General features: G+C 51.1%; 22 protein-coding genes and 1 rRNA gene. 9 read left to right on the forward strand and 14 right to left on the reverse strand.

Features of this window, described 5'->3' with window-relative positions; all coding sequences use genetic code 11:
- Window positions 1–8: 8 nt before the first annotated feature.
- The 6 genes from Q8W32_RS06850 to Q8W32_RS06875 all read left to right on the forward strand — a co-directional run bounded on the left by Q8W32_RS06850 (window position 9) and on the right by Q8W32_RS06875 (window position 3193).
- Complete coding sequence (locus Q8W32_RS06850) at window positions 9–254, forward strand: hypothetical protein (RefSeq protein ID WP_305414276.1); 246 nt, start codon at window positions 9–11, stop codon at window positions 252–254.
- The gene (locus Q8W32_RS06855) at window positions 251–874 is read left to right on the forward strand and encodes an HNH endonuclease signature motif containing protein (protein WP_305414277.1); all 624 of its coding nucleotides are present in this window, start codon (window positions 251–253) and stop codon (window positions 872–874) included. Before Q8W32_RS06850 ends, Q8W32_RS06855 begins: the two co-directional genes overlap by 4 nt.
- Window positions 871–1755: a DNA cytosine methyltransferase gene (locus Q8W32_RS06860; protein ID WP_305414278.1), complete on the forward strand. Its 885-nt coding sequence runs from the start codon at window positions 871–873 to the stop codon at window positions 1753–1755. Before Q8W32_RS06855 ends, Q8W32_RS06860 begins: the two co-directional genes overlap by 4 nt.
- Entirely contained in the window at window positions 1752–2162 is a 411-nt protein-coding gene (locus Q8W32_RS06865) for a hypothetical protein (protein ID WP_305414279.1), read from the forward strand. Before Q8W32_RS06860 ends, Q8W32_RS06865 begins: the two co-directional genes overlap by 4 nt.
- Before the next feature lie 101 nt (window positions 2163–2263).
- Entirely contained in the window at window positions 2264–2509 is a 246-nt protein-coding gene (locus Q8W32_RS06870) for a hypothetical protein (protein ID WP_305414280.1), read from the forward strand.
- A 345-nt stretch (window positions 2510–2854) separates the two neighbouring features.
- The gene (locus Q8W32_RS06875; protein WP_305414281.1) at window positions 2855–3193 is read left to right on the forward strand and encodes a hypothetical protein; all 339 of its coding nucleotides are present in this window, start codon (window positions 2855–2857) and stop codon (window positions 3191–3193) included.
- A 100-nt stretch (window positions 3194–3293) separates the two neighbouring features.
- Here Q8W32_RS06875 and Q8W32_RS06880 read toward each other — a convergent pair whose 3' ends face one another.
- The 6 genes from Q8W32_RS06880 to Q8W32_RS06905 form a co-directional block, all read right to left on the reverse strand.
- Window positions 3294–3485 (reverse strand): hypothetical protein, encoded by a 192-nt coding sequence (locus tag Q8W32_RS06880; protein ID WP_305414282.1) that lies wholly within the window; start codon window positions 3483–3485, stop codon window positions 3294–3296.
- A gap of 106 nt (window positions 3486–3591) precedes the next feature.
- Window positions 3592–4803, reverse strand: coding sequence for a site-specific integrase (locus Q8W32_RS06885; protein ID WP_305414284.1), 1212 nt, complete (start codon window positions 4801–4803; stop codon window positions 3592–3594).
- A 1169-nt stretch (window positions 4804–5972) separates the two neighbouring features.
- Complete coding sequence (locus Q8W32_RS06890) at window positions 5973–7649, reverse strand: amidase (protein WP_305414286.1); 1677 nt, start codon at window positions 7647–7649, stop codon at window positions 5973–5975.
- A gap of 546 nt (window positions 7650–8195) precedes the next feature.
- Complete coding sequence (locus Q8W32_RS06895; RefSeq protein ID WP_305414287.1) at window positions 8196–9641, reverse strand: efflux transporter outer membrane subunit; 1446 nt, start codon at window positions 9639–9641, stop codon at window positions 8196–8198.
- A complete protein-coding gene (locus tag Q8W32_RS06900) occupies window positions 9642–11657 on the reverse strand; it encodes a MacB family efflux pump subunit (protein WP_305414289.1) in 2016 nt (671 codons plus the stop codon).
- Window positions 11593–12813, reverse strand: coding sequence for an efflux RND transporter periplasmic adaptor subunit (locus tag Q8W32_RS06905; RefSeq protein ID WP_305414291.1), 1221 nt, complete (start codon window positions 12811–12813; stop codon window positions 11593–11595). Before Q8W32_RS06905 ends, Q8W32_RS06900 begins: the two co-directional genes overlap by 65 nt.
- 288 nt (window positions 12814–13101) lie before the next feature.
- On the opposite strand from Q8W32_RS06905, the gene hexR reads away from it, so the two are divergent.
- A complete protein-coding gene (gene hexR, locus Q8W32_RS06910) occupies window positions 13102–13965 on the forward strand; it encodes a transcriptional regulator HexR (RefSeq protein WP_303432725.1) in 864 nt (287 codons plus the stop codon).
- Between the two features lie 39 nt (window positions 13966–14004).
- Here hexR and Q8W32_RS06915 read toward each other — a convergent pair whose 3' ends face one another.
- Both Q8W32_RS06915 and Q8W32_RS06920 read right to left on the reverse strand, forming a co-directional pair.
- Window positions 14005–14811: a class I SAM-dependent methyltransferase gene (locus tag Q8W32_RS06915; RefSeq protein ID WP_305414294.1), complete on the reverse strand. Its 807-nt coding sequence runs from the start codon at window positions 14809–14811 to the stop codon at window positions 14005–14007.
- Between the two features lie 277 nt (window positions 14812–15088).
- On the reverse strand, window positions 15089–15991 hold the full coding sequence (locus Q8W32_RS06920; protein ID WP_303432727.1) for a DMT family transporter: 903 nt from the start codon (window positions 15989–15991) through the stop codon (window positions 15089–15091).
- Between the two features lie 227 nt (window positions 15992–16218).
- Between Q8W32_RS06920 and Q8W32_RS06925 the strand changes: the two genes are divergently transcribed.
- Together Q8W32_RS06925 and Q8W32_RS06930 are read left to right on the forward strand one after the other, a co-directional pair.
- Window positions 16219–17490 (forward strand): ATP-binding protein, encoded by a 1272-nt coding sequence (locus tag Q8W32_RS06925; RefSeq protein ID WP_305414295.1) that lies wholly within the window; start codon window positions 16219–16221, stop codon window positions 17488–17490.
- Window positions 17487–18038: a response regulator transcription factor gene (locus Q8W32_RS06930; protein ID WP_303432730.1), complete on the forward strand. Its 552-nt coding sequence runs from the start codon at window positions 17487–17489 to the stop codon at window positions 18036–18038. Before Q8W32_RS06925 ends, Q8W32_RS06930 begins: the two co-directional genes overlap by 4 nt.
- Before the next feature lie 20 nt (window positions 18039–18058).
- Here the strand turns inward: Q8W32_RS06930 and Q8W32_RS06935 are convergent, their stop codons facing one another.
- The 6 genes from Q8W32_RS06935 to rrf all read right to left on the reverse strand — a co-directional run.
- On the reverse strand, window positions 18059–19018 hold the full coding sequence (locus Q8W32_RS06935; protein WP_305414296.1) for an ABC transporter substrate-binding protein: 960 nt from the start codon (window positions 19016–19018) through the stop codon (window positions 18059–18061).
- Window positions 19019–19337: 319 nt separating this feature from the next.
- Window positions 19338–19991 carry an energy-coupling factor ABC transporter permease gene (locus tag Q8W32_RS06940; RefSeq protein ID WP_305414298.1) on the reverse strand — a complete coding sequence of 218 codons (654 nt, stop codon included), beginning with the start codon at window positions 19989–19991 and terminating at the stop codon, window positions 19338–19340.
- 21 nt (window positions 19992–20012) lie between these two features.
- Window positions 20013–20471, reverse strand: coding sequence for a ribosomal protein S18-alanine N-acetyltransferase (gene rimI / locus Q8W32_RS06945; RefSeq protein WP_305414299.1), 459 nt, complete (start codon window positions 20469–20471; stop codon window positions 20013–20015).
- Complete coding sequence (locus Q8W32_RS06950; RefSeq protein ID WP_305414300.1) at window positions 20468–21271, reverse strand: hypothetical protein; 804 nt, start codon at window positions 21269–21271, stop codon at window positions 20468–20470. The genes rimI and Q8W32_RS06950 overlap by 4 nt, the downstream gene beginning before the upstream one ends.
- A 5-nt stretch (window positions 21272–21276) precedes the next feature.
- On the reverse strand, window positions 21277–22827 hold the full coding sequence (locus Q8W32_RS06955; protein WP_303432737.1) for a 2-isopropylmalate synthase: 1551 nt from the start codon (window positions 22825–22827) through the stop codon (window positions 21277–21279).
- A 137-nt stretch (window positions 22828–22964) separates the two neighbouring features.
- Window positions 22965–23073, reverse strand: a 5S ribosomal RNA gene (rrf, locus tag Q8W32_RS06960); the annotation flags it as partial.

A 23073-nucleotide genomic window follows, 5' to 3' on the forward strand; every position in this document is an offset into this window, starting at 1 on the left:
CCGCCGCCATGAAAAACAAACTCACTGACCTGAACGACCACCTCTTTGCACAACTGGAAAGACTGGGAGACGAAGACCTGAAAGGCGAAGACCTGGAGCGAGAAATGGAACGAGCCAAAGCCATCACCGACGTAAGCAAATCCATCGTAGCCAACGCCAGCTTGCAGCTGAGCGCGATCAAACTCAAATGCGAACACCAAGGCTACAAAAACAACGACCTGCAGGCCCTGATCAACGCAGGAGTAAACGCATGAAATGTCGACCCATCAAATACACACAAGCGGAACTGGGCTGGCTAAGCGACAACCGAACGCTGCCCATCAGCAAATACACAGAGCAATTTAACGTCCGCTTCCTACGTAACGTAAGCAAAAACAACCTTCACGCCCTGCGTAAACGCAAGGGCTGGAAGACAGGACGAACCGGCTATTTCGAAAAAGGCAGCAAGCCACACAATGCCGGTACCAAAGGCTTAATCAGAGTCAACAAAACCAGTTTTAAAAAAGGCCAGGTACCACAAAATAGGCGCCCTATGTACTCCGAGCGAATTAACAAGGACGGCTATGTAGAAATCAAGGTGCCAGAACACAACCCGCACACAGGGAACGCCACCCGCTTCAAACTCAAACATCGTTGGGTGTGGGAGCAGGCCCACGGGGCAATACCACCGAGCCACATACTGAAATTCAAAGACGACAACAAAACCAACTGCGACATAAGCAACCTGGAACTTATGCCCAGGGGCGTACACGCCATCCTCAACAAGCGCGGCTACAGCCACATGCCAGACGAAATCAAACCCACAGCCAAACTGATTGCCAAGATCGATCACAAGCGGTTTGAGTTGAAGAACGGGAAAGGAGTGGCTGCGTGATCACCTGTAACTCTTACTTCAGCGGCGCTGGCCTGATGGACTTCGGTCTGCATCAGGCCGGTATCCAGATCGGCCAAGCATTCGAGCTGGACGCAGACGCATGCAAAACCTACCGTGCAAACCACAGCCATAAACTGGTAGAAGGCGACCTTACGCAACGACTGGTGCTGGAGCAAGACAATTGCGACGTTATGGCATTCACTTACCCATGCACGAAATACAGCCGCATTGCTGATATCCATGGCACCCGCACCGGTGATGAATTATTCCTGCATGCCATCCGCCATCTTGCCATTGCCCGGCCAGAGGCATACGTAGTGGAAAACGTACCAGGCCTGCGGGCGTTCCCCATTGTGATGGAAGCCATGACAAAAATGCCAGATTACCACGTGCAGACATTCTGCCCAGTAAAAGCCGAAACATGGCTGCCACAGCGCCGCCACCGCCTGATTATTATCGGCACCCGCCGTCAGTTTTCCATTCGGCCACCAGAGAATGCCCGCGCCGTAACGCTGGCTGAAATCATTGAGGCAGACCCGCGGGTAACCATTCCGAAAGCGGTGGCGCAGCGCATGAACGGCGAATACCGCGACCTGCCAATTATTTCCGACCCAGCAAAAGGCGATATTGCCCCAACCTGCATTGCGCACTACGCCAAAGACAAGAGCACAAGGCTTATTGCCGATAAACGCTTCCCGCTGGGAGTGCGCCCCTACTCCGTGCGCGAATACGCACGCCTCCAGGGGCTGCCGGATTCGTTCATTTTTCCAGTATCAGAAACTGCTGCTTATAAGCAGATCGGCAACGGTGTGCCGGTTGATATGGCCTGCTGGGCAGGCGGTGAGCTGGTCAGATACTTCAAACAACGGAGAGTGTCATGAGCAATCAATTCGACTTTATAACTGCGGCGGATTTGGCAAAGGGTGAAGCGGTTGAGCGTGAACGCGCCACGTCATTTGCCGTGATGGCTCGTGAGTATTTGAAAACAGAGCGCGAACAGAACGCTCTTCTGGACGCCAGAAAAGACGCACTCTGGCAGCAACTGATCTCAGTCCGGGGCTTCGTGGCATCAGACAAAATGGCCTGTACCTATCAGACTCTTGGACAGTACAGAACTGCTGTTCTGGAGCTGCTGATTATCGACGAAGAATCAAAACACAACTGCAAATGCAGTCAGCTCCGCACTGCCCTGTCTGAAGCTATTCGTCTGATCAAAGACGGCGGAATCATTACAGCCGACGACATTGAGCAACTGGAGATTGTAATGAAGGAGGTGGGCAGTGATTAACGTATCAGACGAAATGAAAACGTGGTTGCACAACTACCCAAAAGAGAAAGGGGTCGACCAGGCATGAAAAAAGGCCAGTACAACACAATACGGAAACCAAAATGAAAATTGAAAAATTTGTAGAATTTGAAACCGAAGTCGAAATTCATGTTGATATTGATGATATCGCATCAGCAATTATTGAGGATCGGGAGAAATCGCGCCACGCCATGTTGAGAGGAATAATAAACTTCCATAAGTTTATGGAAGCAATGCCGGACGATATTGTTTCTGAATGTAACTCAGAGCAAGCAAAAATAATTGCCGGTTTTTTTGAAAAGCAGTTAGTTCGGTTTAAGTCCATATAACCCTAGAGCTAATGCGCGAGCGTTAGCGAGTCGAATTGAGCGCCTTGTTATGGCGCGGAGGTGTCTAATGGAAATTGAATATTGCTGCGGTGAGGATGGCCCATCGTACTTTACACGAGACCATGTACCGCTAAACGAATTTATGACTGAGGTGGCAAGGCATGTTGATCCCAATGACCGGATTTTAAACGAGGAGCCTGTCCACTGCTGGATGCGAGTTTGCCGAAATTTCCAAGAAGAAATAATGATGTACGCTGAGGCAAAGCCGGAAAGCCGAGGCGCATTTAAATGCACTTGGGTGCAGGCGTATTGAGCACCATAACCCCTAACTTTGAGGACGAGCGAATGAAGAAATGTGAAGTTTGTGGCTGCGAAGAGATTGGACAGGGCGGCTACCTGCAATGCGAATGCCCGGCCCCAGCGAGTTCCGGCAACAGTGAATTGTTATTGCGCGAACCGGTTGAAGATGTGACCAAGGCAATATTGTTTGAGGACTGCGGAAGCACTGAGGGTTGGCAGGATAATACAGAGCTTGGAGAGGCTGCGTGCAAAGCATATAGGTCCACGCTTTTTAGGCATTGCCAGTTTTGGCGGAATGACGCCCTAGAAGCTGCTGCGAAAATTGCCGAGCGGTACGGGCAAATAAATGTGGCAAACGATATACGGGCGCTGATAGCGCAATAACACCCAGATAGCGAGCCGCAGGTCTCGCTAATCGCCGTGTTATCACCAGGACTGGCAATCCAGTTAATCACCACTACTTATCCATGTATTTAATACGCAGTTATTCCGCAAACTCGATGTCTACCACCTTCGCAACGGCTTTACCTTCGGCCCAATCGGATAACGCAGAATCCAGTGTGTAATACTTGTCTTTATCCATCTCTTTTACATAACCCGGCTTTAGCGGCTTATTGTCATTGCCATATGAATACTTGCTGACCAGAACAGGCAGATAGTCTTCCTCATAGATCACATTGCCCTGTCTTTAAAATATACAACCACCTTAACCTTATCCAATGAACGGTCACCTGTGTTTTTTAATGAGATACGAGAAGAAAACACACTCGTGTGTAAATAAATCAACCAAGACAGATATCAGAAAGGCGAGCCCACCATCGGGAGTAGGCCGTAGCCTGTTCCTTCAGATAGTCGTACTGATCGTAAACCTGCCACTGACCTGGCAACTTGTGGCCAAGCATTATTTCTGCAACATGTGGTTCAGTGAGTTCAGAGAAATTGGTTCGGGCTGTTTTGCGCAAGTCATGTACAGACCAGTGCGCCATTTCGTAGCCCTGATGCCGCCGCAACCATTGACGAATGTTGTATGGCAACTGAAGAGGAACACTGGGACCCATAGGGCTATCCAGGTTAGATGAATCAGGGAACAGATAATCACTATCACCAGCCAGTAAAAAGGCGTCTTGAATCAAGTCTGCAACTCCTTCAACAATGGGGCGTAATAGAGGCTTACCGGTACTTTTCCCCATTTTATGATTCTCTGGTGGAACCGTCCAAACCATCAAATCAAAATCAAAGTGATTTTTGCGAGCAACGCGAAGCTCTCCATTGCGACAGGCAAACACCAGGCACAACTTCAAAAACAGCTTGTTCCTGGGAATCATCCGAGACTGATCCACAGCCAACCAGAAATACCGGATCTCCTCAGCAGACAACGACCGAGAACCCGGCTGCTTCTTAACATTCAGATCCTCAGCTGCCTTCATGTCAGACAATACATTGAGCGTCACCAAACGACGGCGAACACCCCACTTCAAAGCCTGCTTGCTGTTCGTAAGGATCCGATCTGCAATACCAGGTACCGACTTGGCCAAAGGCTCAAGCACCGCTAACCACTCATGCAGAGTTACTTTATCAGCTGGCAACTGTCCAATTTTTGGAAACACATAAATCTCAAACGAGCGTAGAATTTCCCGATGGCCCTTCTTGTTCGCCACGCAGTAAGACTGGTACCACTGGCGAATCAGGTCTTCCAATGTACCCGCTTCCTGAACCGCCTGCTTCTCAAGCTGGCGAACAACACGCGGATCGTGACCCTGCTCTAGCTCAGCACGTAAACGCAGACACTCAGCGCGGGCATTCTTTAATGTCAATAGAGGATAGGTGCCCAGATCCAGGCGAGCGGCTTTACCGGCATAACGGAACCGCATTTGAAACGTGATTTTACCCGCAGGCGTAACGCGAACACTCAAACCATCGCGGTCTGAAACCTCAGACCGTTTCTCCCTGGCCTTACTAGAATTAGCCTTCAACCATGAATCTGACAGCGCCACCAGCCCACCTGTGTACACACAAAAATTTAGTTGACTTAAATTTAACGCATATGTACACAGATGTGTACTAAATTACAGTGGCTCAGGTTGTTATTTAATGTCTCGGCTTGTCGTTTTGATTGTGTAAAAACGAGAGGATTAACTAGTAAAAACAGTGAGTTAAAAAAAATAATGACACTGTTTGTCTCGCTCTGTCGCTAAGTTAATGATTTGGGTGGGAGATGATGGCGAAAGTACGACGTGTCGAGACTTCCTGAGAGATACTAGACATAGACATCCGGTTATTGTGGCTACAGCCTTGGCACAGCACGCCACAGCGACTTGAAAATAGAACAGGCGCTATTTTCACCAATCAATGGAAAATCCACAACCGAAAGCTATTAACCTAGACAAGATTCCTGGAACGCCGACCGGCGACACGGATGCCCTCCCCTCTCCACGACCCCACCCGCGATACAGAATAATGAGGTAATACTTCAAAGTGGATTACCGGGATTGCTGTCAGCATCACTCAACCCCTTGGCCGATCTTGGGCCAGGTTGGTGCCGTGGCCGGATAATGGAATTCTTTATATTAACCCACACTTCAAACCAAGCGACACGTATCAAGAAACACTCAGCAAGAAATCCCAACCTCACAATAAATCCAAAGCACAAAATAACTTCAAATTACAAAACGGATATTATTCTAAAAATAACACCCATCAAACGTCAACCAACGCTCTAATTTGGATATAAAAAACAACTAACATCATCTTATGTAAGAAAGTGCAAATATATGAAAACAAGTTTATCAAAAATCTGACATTTTAAACTTGTGTATAAAATCCGTTTTCAAAAATCCATAGCCGCCTCTTCTCCAAAAAACAAATCGATCAAAAATGATTAACGATACGACTTGTAAATACTTATAAAAATATCTGACCAACCGAACAGGTAATTACATTGCCAGCAACATGCAAGATTTAAAAATATAAATTTTAAGACGACTCAACTGCGAGGAAAATTCACTGACAGAATAAAATAAAAAACATCTGAATACAGTCGAAGGGAAATTCAAGGCTTATAATGCAAGCAAACTTGCATCAGCCCAAGATATTCACTTCTTCCATATTCAGACGTTCTTTTCAAGCGGACTCTATGAGTTATTATTATTGAATCAGTCTATTCTTATTGCTCAGTCGTCAGCTCTGGCGTATTAACAGGAGCCTGGCGAGGGTTAACCTGTTCCTGATAGCTGTATGCCAGTTTAATCAGAGTGGCCTCATCAAATTCCCGACCCAACATTTCCATACCAATAGGCATTGCGGGATCATCATCCGTCATACCAGCAGGCATGCTCAACGCAGGGAACAAAGAGAACGGGCTCAGACGGTTATTTCGTCCGGCACTCGGTGAACCACCCAGGTCTCCGGCTTCACCGGTCAAGCTTGGGTACAGTAATACGTCATACGCTTCGCCCAGGCTGTTACCTTCGTCATCCACATTGTTCAATGCTTTTAACAAGCTGGTACGGACAACAACAGGCCGCTCAACTGTGTTCAGGGTATACACTTCTTGCTGTTCGTCTGTCAGGTTATCCAGATCAATCGTGCCACGGTATTCCAGTGAGGACTTGTAGTTCTCAAGGTAGCCATTGCTGTCGATCAGTCCTTGATAGGTTGTAATGTGCCCATCAACCGACGTGGTCCAGCTGTTCAGGTAGCTGACCAGGTCGTGCTGAAACTCATAGCTGGACATGGAGGCGTAGTCATAAAGAATCGACTCCAGGTTATCAATGGTCACTTCTTCAACCGTGGCTCCAGCCGCTTCCATCGCTGCAATCGCACTGTCCATCAGAGCGTTGACGTTTTCGTTATCGCCGAACAAGTCACGATCGATGGCAATACGAGCGCCATTCAGACCATCAGCATCCAGGTAGTCGGTATAGGTTTCCGGCACACCCGTCACTGACAGGTATTCTTCTTCACTGCTAATGGCAGCCGCATCAATTTCAAAGCTGACGCGCTGATTGGCATATTCAGAATCATCAAACCCAACCATGACATCCATCATCAAGGCACAATCTTCAACAGTACGGCAGATCGGGCCACCGGTATCCTGCCAGGAAGCCAATGGCATGATGCCGTCCTGGCTGACCAAGCGCATGGATGGGCGAATACCGACCAGGCCACCCAGGCTGGCAGGTACCCGGATAGACCCTCCCGTATCACTGCCTGTCCCTACCATTGCCAAGCTGGATGCAATGGCAGCACCGGTACCACTGGATGAGCCACCCGCACCCTTGGTTTGGTCATACGCGTTTTTAACCAGGCCTCGGACCGAGCTTTCGCCCGTATATCCAAAGGCAAACTCATCCATATTGGCCTTGCCCAGAACAATAGCACCGGCGTCACGCATCTTGCCAATGGTGTAAGCATCACTGACGGGACGGTTATACTGGAATGCCAATGCGCCACCAGTGGTTGGCATTTCAGCAGTATTAAAGTTGTCTTTTGGCAAAACAGGAACACAATAAAGGGAGCCATCAATACCATCGTCTTCAAATGCCAGATCTTTTGCACGAGCTTCATCAAGAGCAGATGAGTTAATCGCAATGACACTGTTCAATTCAACATCGGTACCTTCATCGTCATAGGTATTAATACGTTCAATATACCCTTCAACGACTTCTTCACAGGTAATACCGCCAGTAGCAAGAGAAGTATGCAAACTTTCGATGGTCGCTTCAGTAAATGAAAAAGCAACCGGAACCACCTCATCATCATCGTTGTCAGATCCATCACAGCCGCTGAGAATTACTGAAAAGGTAAGTACCGCACCAGCCAATTTTTTCATTTGGAACATAAATATCTCCGCAATTGTTTTTGTATTCCCTTCTGTATTGGCACTCGCCAATAATATCCTTCTGGCCGATCTATAATCATTTATCGTGCCACACCGATCAACTCTAAAAAAAATGTCGATTTTGTCGAAAATAAAATGACGAACGTAATTTGAATAACAAAAAAAACACAGAAAAAACTATTTTCACAAATAAAAACATGGCCCCGCATTTGAAATCATGATGCTTATACGTTATCAGGGCCGTCGTTTACTATAATGCTTGACTCAATATACCCATACTTTATTTGATGACTTTATTTTGGTGCGATAAAAATTCTATCGCACATTATTATGGCACCTCCCGGCACCTGTTTTTGGAAAGTTGAAATCACTACCATCACCTCGAGTCATGACCCCAACAGCCAAGCAGTCACAGAAACCAAAGTGAATATGTAACCGAGCATCCGATTCAGTTGTCAGGAATAAATAGAGGGAGGAGGGGAAGAAAAGGAAAAGGTAAGAAAGGGAGAACTCGATGAATCTTGAGGCGCCGCTGGCGGCGCCCTTTCACTGAGCACTATAAAAAGAGGGAGTCTCATCCAATGAGACAGCGCCCTCCAGGGCCGGGGCAACACCAAAGGCAACATACAGCTCGACCAAGGCCTGGATATGTTTCTGGCGCTGCACCACCAAGCTGTCTCTGGCGTTGAAGAAAGTGCGCTGGGCATTAAGCAAATCGGAAAAGTCCGTATCGCCATATTGGTAACGAATGTCAGCCAGTGCCAGCAACTCCTGATTATTTTCCAGGGTATCAACCGCAAGTTCAGTCTGCTGACGCTCATAATCAACCGCTTCCATGGCATCCAGTGTTTCTTGCATGGCATCGATAACAATACGGCGGTATTCCAACCGGGCAACGGCTTCTTCTACTTCGGCCTCAGCTACCGCCGCAGCCTTGCTGCCTGCATCAAACAGCGTGACCGACAAGGCTTCTGTCAGACTCAAGGTCCAGTTCCCGGCCAGGGACATTAAATCCGCTGGTGACAACCCGGCACTGAGGCTAAGACTGGGCCAGCGATCACTTTCGGCCAGATAGATATCTTGATGACGTTGACGCAATGCCAACTCCGACGCGACGATATCCGGCCTTTGGGTTAACAGCTCAGCGGGCTGCACACTCGCCACCCGTGGAATCTGCAATTGGTCAAAATGTTCGTCACCCAGATGAATTTGCAGATTGGATCGGCCCAGTAAAGCTGCCAACGCTCGTTGATTGACCGCCAGCTGTTGCTGTAACGACACCGCACTACCCAGTAATGACAAGGTGGTATTACGTTGTTGCGCCATTTCGATGCCACTGGCATCACCGGCATCAAAACGGATCTGTACCAGTGACTCCATTTCCCGGCTGGCTTGCAGATTCTGCTGCGCCAGCTGTAAGCGAGCCTTGGTTGATAGCCAGTCCAGGTATTGCGTTACCAGATTACTCTGTAGTGTGATGCGGGCGCTGGCCAGGTCCACTTCTGCGGCCACTACGTCCAGCTCTGCCTGTTCGATCAATGTCCCCCGCCGCTGCCATAAGTCAACGGTGTAACTGGCTGACAGATTCAATCCCGTACTGTTACTGCGTCCACTGGCATCATTCAATGCCTGCTTCTGACTGGCAGAGGCGCTGGCAGACAGTGTCGGCCAGCGATCGGCATTTTCGCCATCCAGTGCAGCGCTGGCTTTGCTTATACGCAGCAAGGCCTGACGCACATCGATATTATCCAGTTGCGCTTCAGCCATCAGCCGGTTCAGCTGCGGTGAACCTAACTGTGCCCACCACTGATGTTGTAATTGCCCGACGTGCAAGGCCTGCTTGGTCTGTTGTTCATTGGCTGCCATATCAGGTAATGCCACGACTTCCGGCTCAAACCGCTGTGGCCCGGCGCAACCACCAGCCGCCAGCATCGCAGCCAGAGCGGTAATTTTCATGGCCATCATGTATGACCCCGAATGCAATCTACTCACTTAATCCTCCGCCAATGCGTCAATCGGGTTCAAACGGGAAGCCTTGCGTGCCGGAGCATGACCAAACACCAGCCCGACCAGCAGCGCCGACGCAAATGCCATCAATGGCGGTGCCCAGGAAAAGGCCACGGCAACATTCATTTGTCCCATGATCAAAGCGATAGAGCCGCCCAGCATCAACCCCACAACCCCGCCCAGACAGCAGACCACCAGTGCTTCAATATTGAACTGTTGCAGAATGTCACTGGGTTTGGCCCCGGTAGCGATCCGCAAGCCGATTTCCCGTCGACGTTCCGACACACTGACCAGCATGATATTCATCACCCCGATACCACCAACAAATAACGAAATAGCCGCAACAGAGCCTAACAACCAGGTCAGGGTATCCTGGGTTTCTGAAATGGCTTCAATCAGGGAGGCGGTGTTACGTACGGTGAAATCTTCACTGCCATGCCGGGCAGTCAGGAGTTGGGTGACTTCGGCTTCGACCTGATCAATGCTGTCGGTGTCCTCAACCTTGACGGTAATGGAGCTCAGGTATTCACGGCCAAAAATCCGCACCATACCGGTCGAGAGCGGCACCAGCACCTCTTCATCCATGTCATTACCTCCGGCCGTAGCCCCTTTGGCCTCCAGCACGCCGACAATCAGATACATGCCATTTTTCATAAACACGTATTGGCCAATCGGGTTTTCGCCATTCACAAACAGTTGATCCACAATGGTTTGCCCAACCACCAGCAGTGGAGCCAGTGAATCCATATCCGCACTGGTAAAGAAGGTGCCTTGCGATAACTGCCAATCTTTCACCCGCAGGTAGTCTTCCGTGGTTGCCCGGATACGCCCGGAATAATCACGATTGCCAAAACGGATGGTGGCATTGGAATTACGCTCTGGAGAGACCACTTCGACACCGGGCAATTCAGCCAATAGCGCAGCATCCTCGCGGCTCAGCGTGGCAGTAGCACCCGAGTTGCGATTATTGGCACCGCCGGGGCGAATCAGTAACAGATTGGTGCCCATCGATTCAATACGATCCAGCACTTGCTGTTTGCCCCCTTCACCAATGGCCATCATGGCCACTACGGCAGCGACGCCAATCACAATGCCCAACAAGGTCAGCAGCGTACGAAACCAGTTGTTTTTTAATGATTGTAACGCCGTCATCACCGATACCAGTGCACTGACCGAAGGGTATGACTGCAGAGGTGGTGGATTGACGGTCTCAGGGACTGGTGTTGGTGAATGACTCTCTTCATCACTGTCTGACAGAATGCGGCCATCGTGGATCTGGATCTGACGTCTGGCCGCTGCGGCAACCTCGGCATCATGGGTAATCAGAATCACTGTCACCCCTTCAGCATTCAGCTGACGGAGCATGTCCAGCACCTGGACACCGGTTGCACTATCCAGAGCACCGGTGGGTTCATCTGCCAGAATCACATCTGCGCCGTTGATCATCGCCCGGGCGATGGAAACTCGCTGTTGCTGTCCGCCCGATAGCTCCGCCGGGGTGTGCTGCATACGCTCGGCCACGCCAAGCTTATCGAGTAATGCTGCCGCGCGCTGGTGACGGGCCTCTTTCGGGGTGTGGGCATACACGGACGGCAAGGCGACGTTTTCCTGGGCAGTCAGGTTGGCCAACAACTGATAACGCTGAAAAACAAAGCCAAAGGTTTTGAGTCGCAATGCAGCCAGTTGATCGGGAGACAGACTGTTTACATCATGTCCATTAACCCGATATTCACCCGAGGTTGGATGATCAAGGCAGCCGAGAATATTCATCAGTGTTGATTTGCCCGATCCGGATTGCCCCATCACCGCAACAAATTCACCACGCCGAATGGTCAGACTGACGTTATCCAATGCTTTGACGACAACATCTCCAGCCTGGTAATAGCGGCATACGCCACGCAATGAGATCAATTCATGCTGTGGTCTGGTATTGGGTTCAGCCACCACGTCGGCCTCCCATGCCGCCACCCATACCACCACCGGGAGGGCCTGGACGGTCATTACCAGTCATGCTTCTCGCCTCTGTGGTGGTCTGTTTTTGTTGGCTGCCGGTAATTAACAGCGCGCCTTCGTCCAGACCAGAACGAATTTCGGCATGAGTACGGCTCTGAACCCCTAATTCAACCGGCACACGTTCGATACCATTGGCACCGGCAACCCGGGCAAATGCGCCATTACGGCCGTTACGAATGGCCGCTACAGGCGCAACCAGCACATGACTGGCCGCCCCTTCAACAAAAAACACCTTGGTGGTCATCGAGTCCATCAAACGGTCATTATCGTTAGCCACATCCACCAGCACCTGATACAGCACAACATCATTCACTTCTTCCGGTGTTGGCAAGATCTGCCGGACGGTCGACCAGCGGTAGCGATTGGGATTCCCCAGGGTGGCAAATTTGACGTCCATACCACGGCGAAGCTTGGGAACGTCTGCTTCCGATACTTCAGCGCGTAGTGTCATCACTGACAGATCCGATATTTGCAGTACGGTCGGGGCACTGTTCGTGGCATTCAAGGTCTGGCCTTCGCGCACATCAATACTGGCGATGGTGCCATCGATCGGGGCATAGATCCGGGTGTAACCCAGCGAAACCTTATCGGCTTCCAGTGCCGCGGCATTTGCTTTGATTTCGGCTTTCTGGGCGGTTATTTTGGCTTTGAGTATTTTCACATTGGTGCGGCTTTCAAACAGCGCGTCTTCGCTGATCGCCTTGCGGGCGTACAGCCCTTCGTTACGCTTCAGCCGTAACATTTCCAATTCCAGCTCGGCTTCCTGTTGCGTCAACTGGGCTTTCAGGTTTTCCAGCCCGGCTTCCGCCGTTTGTACATTCAGTTCAAATACCGAGGCGTCAATTTCTGCCAATAACTGGCCTTTCTTGACCACTTCACCTTCTTCAACCATCAAGTGTTTGATCTGGCCAGATACCTGAGCACCAACTTCAACGTAATTTTTGGGTTCCAGCGTGCCGGTAGCTGCGACACTCTGCTCAATATCACCATAACGCAGCGGTTCAACCAACCAGTCTTGTGATTCATCGTTTTCGACCAGTAGCCACCAGTAGGCAGCAGCCCCCAGCAAACAGCCCAGAACAACGACCCACAGCAACAGAGAGAGCCAACGCCGGGGGCGTGAGGTGGTGGTGAATTGCGTCATCCGTTGCGATTTCCTTAACTGTTTATGTATTCATAAGTCCGACAATCTTGCACCTGATACCGGGCTACGCGATTAAACACAAAATAATAATTAAATTGATTGTTATTTGCATTAATTTGCACTTCATTATTTTACCGAACATTCGGAAAAACAATGCACTGCACCGGCCCACCGTAGTGACTCACTGGTCTTGCCAGTCAGGCAAAGGTATAGTCTGGGTTCTTCGCCGATGTCGTAAAATAACAACCGATCCATACCATTGCGCGTCCCTGTGTCCTTGCTACGAGGTTGGCTATGAGTCTTCTTGATCAAATCGGCGAGCAGTTGGAAAGCCTAAACAAGTCCGAACGCAAGGTCGCTGAAGTCATTCTTCAGGACCCCAAAAGCGCGACTCGCATGAGCATTTCAACACTGGCCAATGCATCGCTGGTCAGTGAACCTACCGTGAACCGCTTTTGCCGTAATTTCGAAACGTCCGGTTTCCCGGATTTCAAAATCCAGCTGGCTCAAAGCCTGGCAACCGGTACACCGTACGTCAGTCGCGATGTCGAGCAAGACGACAATACCGAGGAATACACCGATAAAATATTCACCTCGACCATTGCTGCGATGGAAAATGCGCGCAAGCATGTGAATTTGATGGCGATCGAAAAAGCCGTGGACATACTGATCCAGGCCAAGCAGATTGCATTTTTTGGTCTCGGTGCCTCAGGCCCGGTCGCGATGGATGCACAGCACAAGTTTTTCCGCTTCAATTTACCGGTGATGGCTTACGATGATGTGATGATGATGCGTATGGTCGCCGCAGCGGCTCATACTGGTGATGTGATTGTGGCGATTTCCTATACCGGCCGTACCCGTGACATGGTGGATATCGCCCGCATTGCCCGCAGTAATGGTGCCAGCGTGATTGGCCTCACTGCCGACCAGTCGCCACTGGCGGCTTCCAGTAGTGTGCACCTGTCCTTCCCGACCCCGGAAGACACGGATAAATACATGCCCATGACGTCACGGATTGTACAACTGGTGTTACTGGATGTGCTGGCTACTGGCGTTACCTTGCGCCGGGGCGTCGACTTCCATGCGCACTTGAAGAAGATCAAGGATAGCCTGAAAGCAACCCGCTACCCCGACCTGCCCACTCAACCCTGACACCTGTCCAGCGAATAATCCCCTTGCCGTATCCTTTAACTAACGCAGTACCGGTTTGATAAATTTCAGTGTCATGCGGTCACTTTCCCCTATCTCCTGATAACGGTCGCGATCCTGATCACCCAGCCGGTATGACGGTGGCAAGGTCCAGACACCTTTGGGGTGACGGGTCGTATCGGCCGGATTGGCGTTGACTTCGCTGCTGGCAGCCAGTGTAAAGCCAACCTGTTGCGCCATACGAATTACATACGCCTGGTTCATATAGCCGCTGCTCTGCTGATCAGCCAGTGGCCGGTCGGCAGCCAATCGATGCTCGACAACTCCCAGAATACCACCGGGTTTCAGCGCCCGATAAAACGTCTCGAAAGCCGCCAGTACCTGTTCATCACCACCCCGCATATACCAGTTGTGTACATTCCGGAAACTCAGCACCCGATCAGCGCTGCCATCGGGTGCAATGGCGTGGTCACTGCCCGGGGCAAAGACCGTCAGGGTTGTGCTGCCAAATGACCCCGGCTGGCTGGCCATTTTGGCCTCAAATCGCTCCCGGCTGTTGCGAAAATAGCCCACCGGGGAATCCGGATCAAAATGCGCCGCATAATACTGTCCTTGCTGAGCCAGAAATGGCCCCAGAATATCGGCATACCAGCCACCACCGGGCCATATTTCCACAACCGTCATATCGGCTTGTAGATCAAAAAAAGCCAGCGTCTCGGCAGGATGACGAAAGGCATCCCGCGGGCGATCATGCTGACGCACATCACTGGCCAGCACGGTGGCAAAATCCGCAGCGGACGCTGCTTTTACATCAGCCTGACTGACGGACACAACACTCGCCAGACTCACAACGATCAAACCATCCAGGCACCGGCGGCCCAACCTGAAAAACTGCTTTGCGTGATCCCGGGCGGTATTGGCTTCTGACTGCATCGGTCGACATCCCTTGCTATCTATTATCTGTTGTTGGCCAATCGAGGTTATCCTGGCACAACGGTGCGCATGCCACGGCGTCATGGCGGCAGTATGATATCAGGGAGTTTACGGTTCACCCACACGGTTCACCCACACCCTGCCAGATCGCCCGCCGTCACCCGCTGAAATCATGCCTGGAGCACAGAGTCGGTCACTCGCAACCCGCTCTGACAGGTACCAGCTTTTTGGCCATCTGGATCAGGTAACGCCACCGACTCACCAGCAAGGCCGTGAAAATCAGCCCGCAGCCCAACATTTGTATCGGCGACATACGTTCGGCAAACCAGAAAGCCGCCAGAAATGCTGTCCAGACCGGCTCCAGTACCATAATCAGGGCTGCGGAGCTGGATGCGGTCTTACCCTGCGCCCAGGTCTGCAGAAAAAATCGCACACATGTCGCAATCAATGTACTGGCTAACACCCATAGCCAGATATCAACGGTCTGCGGCAGTTGCCATTCTTCCAGGATCAGCGACAACGGCAGCGCAACCAATCCCACCATGGTCAACTGCACCGATGTCAGGGCAATCGCAGGAATTGTGGCCGCCGCCCGACTGGTCAGGACAAATGTCAGAGAAAACATGCAGGCCGCCGCCAGATAACAAAATTCGCCAAGGCCAAACACAAAGTTTCCATCCAGTGACAAACACCCCAGCCCGGTTGCCGCCAGCGGCAGCGATACCCAGGTAGTCGACGGCGGGCGATCGCCAAACAGCAACACCACCAGCGGCACCATCACCACCCCGAGACAGGTCAGAAAGGCCCCGACTCCCATGTGCTGACCATTCTGTAATCCCATGATCCAGAAAGCGATCGCCATACCAAAGCAGGCTCCAGAGCGTAAAGCCCGCAGCCAGTCTGATGAACTCATGGCACGAATATCCTGACTGCCCACCAGTCCCACGATCATCCCGGCACTGACAAAACGGATAAAAATAAACGCCAGTGGAGCCATGCCCGCCAAGGCTTCCTTGGAAAAAATCCAGCCAGCGGCAGCCAGCAAAGTCACCAACACCAAGGCCAGATCAGCCTTGACGGATCCCACTTTATTCATCACAAAAACTCCAAATACCACACTCTGTTGTACACAAATCTAAAATAGAGACGCACTGTACTCGCAAACGAAGGCAGATGATTGTGCCAATTGCGGGATAATGATGGGTGCAGACACCTCGATAGGCGCATGGCCATTCATATACACTGCGACCAAATAACGCAGGGCAGATCATCCCGGGTAGAATCAAGCCAGACAGAATCCCTTATACTGACGGCCGATTACCCTTGGACACCGCTTTATTCATGCGCTCGCTGGCTTCTCCCTCTTCCGGACTCAATCAGGTACTGCAGCGACTGGCCCTGCTGCAGCTGGCCATCGCAACGGTATGGCTGTTATTTCTGAGTTATCTGCACTCGCAAGGTGTCGCCAATCTGGAGGCTGCCTGGGTACTGCTGGCGCTGTATTTACCGCTGCAGGTCTTCAGTCAGTGGCAAGTCACTCAAGGGGCCATCCAGGACTGGCAGCTGTTTTTACACCTGTCACTGGAGTGTCAGTTATTTACCGGACTGCTGTTTTTTACCGGTGGCGCCACCAATCCGCTCATTTCTTACTTTCTGGTACTGCTGGTGCTCGCCAGTTATGGCTTACCCTGGATACTGGCCATTTGGATGACAGCATTATGTGTCGCCGACTACAGTTTGCTCAGTATCTGGTATCAGCCGTTGTTATTGCACCATGGCCACGCGATGAGCAGCGTATCGCTGGTCGACTGGCACTTGTCGGGGATGTGGCTCACCTTTGTGCTCAGTGCGCTGATTCTGGTGACGCTGATTCCACAACTGATCCGAACCCGCCAGCGCCAGCAGCAGGAAATCCAGCAACTGCGGGAGCAACAGCTCAAAAACGAACAGCTGGTGGGGATCGGTACACTGGCTGCCGGTACTGCTCACGAAATGGGCACGCCATTGATGACCATGGGAATGCTGCTCGACGACCTGATCGATAGCCAGACCGCAGCAGAGATCGAACCGGATCTGTCCTTGCTGCGGGAGCAGGTGAATCGTTGCCAGCATTCGTTACAGGAACTGGCTCGACAGGGACGTGAAGCCCGTGATGCACGACAACAACTCGCCAGCGACTGGCTCGAAAGCCAGCTACAGCGCTGGCAACTGAGCCAGCCCAACGCGGTATGGCAGCCATTTGAACACCATGGCTCGGCGCTGATTCATACCTCCCCACTGCTGGACCAGGCGTTATTAAACCTGCTGAACAATGCTGCCGAAGCAGGCCAACAACCCATCGAACTCCAGGCCAGGGAACAACAAGGTTATTGGATGCTGGATATTATCCAGCCTGATCCCCACGCCGCCGCTTCCCTGAGCCGTTACTCACCATACAACAGCAGCAAGCAGACCGGGCTGGGGATTGGCCTGTACCTCAGTAACGCCAGCGTTGAGCAATTTGGCGGCAATATTGAACTACAAGCCCTGCCTGACGGTGGCAGCCGTTGCACGCTCAGCTTGCCGATTTCCTTTTTACCGGAGCCACAATCATGACCTCGACCCAGTCTCTTCCTCGCATACTGGTGATTGACGATGATCTGCATTTCAGCCAGGTCTTGTGCCGCAGTCTGGAGCGACAGGGATTCAGCGCCCGACCGGCACACAACAGCAATGAAGCACTGGCTGCTCAAACCAGTTTCCAGCCACAATGGGCGACTCTGGATTTACGGATGGAGCAAGAATCCGGCCTGACCCTGATTCCCCGATTACTGCAACAACAGCCGGAGCTGACCATCGTTATGCTCACCGGTTATGCCAGTATCGCGACAGCGGTAGAAGCCATCAAATTGGGTGCACACAATTACCTGCACAAGCCCGTTACCCTGCAAGAGCTGGTCGCTGCCTTCAAAGACAACAACAGCTCCCATCCAGTCGATAGCTGCAGCGAACCGGCACAGGTGATGTCAGTGGATCAATTAGAGTGGGAGCACATCCAGCGAGTACTGAATGAACATGACGGCAATGTATCCGCAACCGCCAGGGCATTGAATATGCACCGCCGCACACTACAGCGAAAATTACAGAAGTACGCCCCCAGGTAATCCTGGGGAGATGGTCAATTTCAGAGGCCGTACTGATGTTCCAGTGCGGTAATGGTGCCGTCTTCCTTTAAGCTGCCAAGGGCATTTTGCAGGCTCTGGAGAATCTCGTCGTCTGTCTCGGTATTAAACGCCAAGTACACAGGGGACGATTTTAATTCCAGCGCTATCTTTAATTCATCCAGATCCCCAGCTTCGGAAGCCTTGTAGGGACCAGCCAACACATCGGTTACCCACAAATCAATCGAGCCATTCTGCAAGCGCAACGGATTGGCCATGTCATCGCTGGCAATGGATACATTCATGCCTTCAGAAACCATTTGGCCGGTAAACGCATCTCCCTTATAACCGCCAATCGTATATCGTCGGGCATCCGACAGCCGATTCAGCTTGATGCCCGAATCCCCTTTCGCCATCAATGCGACCTTCATAGTCGTAATCGGGCCGACCCACTTGAATACCGACTCCCGCTCTTCGGTACGTACCGTACAGAACAAACCGTGGTTAACGCGACGCTGGACACGATCCATACCATAGCTCCAGTTACGCAGCTTCATGCGGTATTCAATACCCGCCTTGGCAAAAGTGGCTCGTATGATGTCGGTGCATAAACCACCAATGTCTTCAGATTTATGGGCATACCCCTGCACCGTCATGCTCATGTTATAGGGCGGATACTGTTCTGTAAGTAAGGTGATTTTTTCAGCGGCTGGCGCTACACAAGAAAATACCGAGAGTATGATCCCTGCGACTATCCCCATCCGGTTTTGTCCAATCATAGATGTGCCTCTAATATCGGTTGTTTGATGCGATAATCTTTCTGAAACCAGGCCAGCTGATTCACTCTGAACCTTCTGAGTATGCCGAACACCAGTAGCCTGCTGATTTTTCTTCGCCTTGGCCCAAGACTGGTCAAGATCAAGGGCAACCAGACGGTGCAAGGCAGCGACAAAGCGAGAAACAGAACAAGGGGAAATCAGCATTAACATTCGGCCGCAGCAACACAGCGCCTAATTTCTGGCCAAACCCTGGCGTCATCTACTCTGTTACAACGCTTGGGACCCTGGTCGAGCCATTGGATATGGAAAATTACCGTACACCATAACGGTTCAATATTGCGGCGCGATTCATACTTTTTTATTACAAATAGAACAATTTTCAGACCAAGTGTTTAGTAATTGATTGGTCATGATTTCATCAAAAATTGCAATGATTCTGGCTCGGCGAGCCATCAGGTGCGGAAATGAGGGCGGTTGCCTACACAGCGGGGTGAACGGTTCGGGATGACAGTGCATCAACCATCTATTTGAAATAAGACTCTTCGTTAAAGGTACTTAGCCATTCGGTATGGAAAGCGACCATGCCAGAAATAAACATGCCATTCACCACTCCTTCCGGAAACATCATCAATGGCAAATAGCGCAAGTAGTCATGCCAGATCTTATCCACCGTATAAGTACCACTGAGTGCATAAATGGCGCTTTGCAGAAGATCCAGAAAAGCATGGGTCACTCCGGCATTGAGAAAACCCGCGACAAGAATATAAATAAATGGATTATGGGGCAGACGCAGGTACACCAGAGAATAAAAACCATAGGTAAAACCAATGGGCAGAGCCGTCTGAATCAGATAATGGTAGCCCAGTGTCTGCCATTCAAATTGCCCAGACAAGGCCAGCACCAGTTGCATCATGGCCGTTGCGACCAAAGCCAGACGCCAGCCCATCATCAGAGTTACAGACGTCAGTGCCAGTATATGAAAACCCAACCCTGGCAAAATACCGGCTTTCGCCTGCCAGAAAAGAACCATCACCAGTACGCTGCCAAAAAACAGGTGCTGGGCTGGACGATGCTCAATCAGTGCTGACCAACGATAACTATAAATACTCCAGCCCAACAGTCCAAGGCTGACCAATGACATCAACCCCAGTAGCCAGTCTGGTAGAGTCGGGCTCATGGTAATAGCTCCTGCTATCGATTATTGGAACAATTCCTGGCAATACATCAGAGCATCTTCCCGTCCGATCTTGGCTGGATAATAATTGCGCCGAACACCAATCTGGCAGAACCCCAGTTTTTCATAAACAGCTATTGCTGGCATATTGCTGGCACGTACTTCCAGAAACATGCGCTCATTCCCCTTGCTGCCAACGTCATCCAGCAATCGTTGTAATAATTGTTGGCCAAAGCCTCGCCCTTGATAGTCAGGATCAATTGCGATATCCAGCAACTCCGCCTCTCCCGCTATCTGAGTGACAACGGCAAAACCAATCAAGGTGCCACCCAGCTCCAGTCGCCACACCACATGCTCTTTACTCAGGTAGCGTAACATCACCTCACGGCTCCAGGGATGAGACTGGCAACGCTGCTCAATGGCCATAACCGCTTCCAGATCATCCGGGCCAGCTGAGACAAGACAGGCGCCATGACTATTCATTGTTGCTCCATGGGCAGATTTAATAATGCCAACCACAATTGTTTTTTCCGTTCGGCACAACTCATCACGGTAACGACGTCATCGTCCTGATAACAGCCAGGCACCTGAATTCGCGTCAGCCACTGCCGGGTATTACTGCCAAAACCAATAACATGGCGGCCGCCATGATGTACAAAAAATTGCCATTGCGCCCGTAATGCCTGTTCAGCTACCGCACTGCTCTGGTCTTCCTGGCCATGTTCGATAAAGGGCCAGCGAAAAGAAAGCGGACTGCCTTGCTCAGGCGACCACTTCATGCCAATCCCTACTTGCCAGGCAAACGCTTGCAGCGCCGGAAGCTGTTCCTGACGGTCACAGACCCAGATTGTGCCATTACCCGTCGCGATAAAATGTAACTCAAAACGAGGCGGTGTCAGATCAGCGACTACCAGTGGTTCAGCTACCGCTGTTTCTGGTTTAACCAGTGAATCAGGAGGAGAGGTTGGCAAGTCAGTCAAAGCGGTGGCTGCTGGCGCAACAGAGTCACGATTACTGACGACCGCAGCATCCACCGCCACACGTGTCGTGGTGTTGCCGCGATGATCCAGCAGTTCGGCAGCAAAGTGCCCACCTTCCGGGTGATCTTCCGCATTCCGGTAATTGGGCAAGTGGTCCACTGGCAGTTCACTACCATGTGGGCCATGTTGCTCACCAAGCCAGGGCAATAACTGACTTGGAGCGGCATGGGGAAGTTCATCTCTGGGTACCCAGACCGGAATCCCCATCGCTTTCAAATACTGACAGCGTACCGCTTCACGCATGAGAATCAGACACCGTCAGTTTGCGGATGTTGACGATCCAGTCCAGAGAAGAGCAAATTCAGTGCGTGAATATAGGCCTTGGCCGAAGCGACAACGATATCGGTGTCGGCACCGCTACCATTAACAATACGGCCACCTTTTTCCAGGCGAACGGTGACCTCACCCTGGGAATCTGTGCCCTTGGTAATATTATTCACAGAGTACAACAGCAAATTGGCCCCGGACTCCACCACTTGTTCAATGGCTTTCAAGGCAGCATCCACTGGACCAGAACCTTCACTGGTACTGGAGTGTTCAATACCCTCCCGACTGACGACCAGAGACGTAACCGGCGTAGTACCTGTCGCTGAGCGGCTTTCCAGAGTTACCAGTTTGTAGATATCCGGTGCAGCATCCGCTGCCGCTTCGCTTACCAGTGCTTGCAAATCTTCGTCGAAAATTTCGTGTTTTTTATCCGCCAGATCTTTAAAACGGACAAAGGCCTCATTAAACGCCACATCCGAATCAAAGTTGATCCCCAGTTCTTCAAGACGACTGCGGAAAGCGGCACGGCCAGAATGTTTGCCCATAACCATTTTATTGGCACCCCAACCGACGTCTTCTGCTTTCATGATTTCATAGGTTTCACGATGCTTGAGAACGCCATCCTGGTGAATGCCCGACTCATGCGCAAATGCATTGGCGCCCACAATAGCTTTGTTCGGCTGTACCGGGAAACCCGTGATAGATGAGACCAAACGGGAAGTCGGTACAATATGGCTGGTATCCAGACCGGTAGTGATATTAAACAGGTCCTGACGGGTACGGGTCGCCATAACGATTTCTTCCAGAGCCGCGTTACCTGCACGCTCACCCAGACCATTGATTGTGCACTCTACCTGGCGAGCACCATTGGCAACTGCAGCCAACGAGTTGGCAACCGCCAAACCCAGGTCGTTGTGACAATGCACGGAAAAGATCGCCTTGTCGGCGTTGGGAATACGCTGCAGCAAGGTCTTGATGGTAGCGCCGAATTCTTCAGGAATTGCATAACCAACCGTGTCTGGAATATTGATTGTACGTGCACCAGCATTAATGGCGGCCTCAATAATCCGGCAGAGAAAGTCGATCTCGGAACGCCCGGCATCTTCACAGGAGAACTCAACATCAGCTACCAGATTACGGGCTTTTTTCACCGCATATACGGCCTGCTCTACCACCTGGTCAGGCTGCATACGCAGCTTGTACTGCATATGAATGGGGGATGTTGCAATAAACGTGTGGATACGGGCACGCTCTGCTTTTTGTAGCGAAGCCGCAGCCCGTTCAATATCGTTATCTATCGCGCGGGCCAGGCTGCAAACAGTGCTTTCACGCACGGCCTGGGCAACCGCTTCAATTGAGGCAAAGTCTCCTGGGCTGGCGGCCGCAAAACCTGCTTCGATGACATCCACTCGCATTTTTTCCAGCGCTTTGCCGATGCGGACCTTTTCTTCTTTGGTCATGGACGCGCCGGGGCTCTGCTCGCCATCGCGCATAGTAGTATCAAATATGACCAAACGATCTGGCTGACTCATGGAAATCTCCCGAATAGGTACAACGTAACGGATCATTATACGATGCTATCGTACCTTCCGCACAGCCCAACCGTCAGTATCTCACAGGCATAAAAAAACCCCGCCCTGCATAACAGGACGGGGGATTTCGTTTAAGAGCTTGACGATGACCTACTCTCACATGGGGAAACCCCACACTACCATCGGCGATGCTGCGTTTCACTTCTGAGTTCGGGATGGATTCAGGTGGTTCCACAGCTCTATTGT

It is taken from the genome of Oceanobacter sp. 3_MG-2023, from assembly GCF_030688925.1.
In the GTDB taxonomy this organism is placed as follows: Bacteria; Pseudomonadota; Gammaproteobacteria; order Pseudomonadales; family Oceanobacteraceae; genus Oceanobacter.